Origin of the sequence: Myxococcus vastator (assembly GCF_010894475.1) — a bacterium.
GTDB lineage: Bacteria > Myxococcota > Myxococcia > Myxococcales > Myxococcaceae > Myxococcus > Myxococcus vastator.
Genome location: NZ_JAAIYB010000874.1, coordinates 1 through 1125 on the forward strand (window position 1 = coordinate 1; position 1125 = coordinate 1125).

The following is a 1125-nucleotide window of genomic DNA, read 5'->3' on the forward strand; positions in this document are numbered from 1 at the left end:
CAAGGTGGTAGAAGCCCACCGGCACACCGAAGGTGAGGGAGTCAAAGGCTCCCGCCGAGAGGCTTCCCGGCGAGTAGTGCCGCTCCATCAGGGCCTTCTCCACCTCATCGATGGCGGCTTGGTAGGGCGACGGCATCTGCCCACGCATCGCCATGAGCTCCGTGTACCGGGCCTCACCGCTCACCAAGGTGCTGGAGAGCATGTCCCGGCCCGCTCGACCCAGCCCCCGCAGCACATCGCGAGCGTTCTCTCCCCGCTCCGGGAACTCCCCCAGCTCCATGCCCCGCCGCTTCAGCTCCTCGCGGACAGCGGCCATGGCCCCCAGCGTCTCGCCCAGTTGCTTGTCGCGGGCGAGTCGCTGCACCACCTCGCGCAGCTCGTCGTCGAAGGCCGAGTGCAGGACGAAGAGGGAGAACACCTCCGCATACGGCACGCCGTACTTCTCCACGGCTGTGACGATGAAGTCCGCGCGCTTGCGACTGAGGACGGCCGAGGCGTCTTCGTCCATCGGCCCCAGGGCGCCCAGCCGGACTGCGTCCCAGGGATAGAGGGACTGCACCAGCGCGCCCATGTCCCCTACCCCGCGCTGCATGGCCACGAACTCCGCGGGTGAGGCACACGCCAGGAAGGGCGCCAGCACCTCCCGGCTTTGGGCCAGACGGGGCCAGCCCGGAGGTAGGGCCTTGCCGCCACAAGCGAAGGCTCCGCCCTCTCCGCCCGTGCCGCGCGCTCCCTCCTCGTGGAGGGCCCTGCCGATGACTCCACGTCGAAAGCCCATCGGCCCTGGCTCTGGCGTCCCATCCGCGGAGCCCGACGCCTCCCCCTGGTACACACCCGTCGCCGCGCTCCTCGCCGCCTGGGAGGGCACGGAGACGGGGCTGAAGGCCAGGACGGCCCCACGGCCCGCCTGGCCCGGCCTCGCGGACAGTGAGGCGCACCCGGAGGCCAGGAGGGCCACCGCCAGCGCAAGGCCAAGCCCGCCACGCAAAGGCCGCTCAGCGCGCATTGTCCACCCCCAGTCCCACGGAGGCGAAGGCGCCTGGCCGCAGCGTCCCTTCCGCCGTCGGGAAGAGCAGCGTGCCCCCCTGCCCCACCGCGTACAGCTTGCCGCCCAGGAAGCGCCAC

Annotated in this window: 1 pseudogene; it reads right to left on the bottom strand. The window is 71.5% G+C overall.

Annotated elements, in window-relative coordinates:
* A pseudogene (locus G4D87_RS38015) lies at positions 1-1006 on the bottom strand (hypothetical protein); the annotation flags it as partial.
* Positions 1007-1125: the final 119 nt, after the last annotated feature.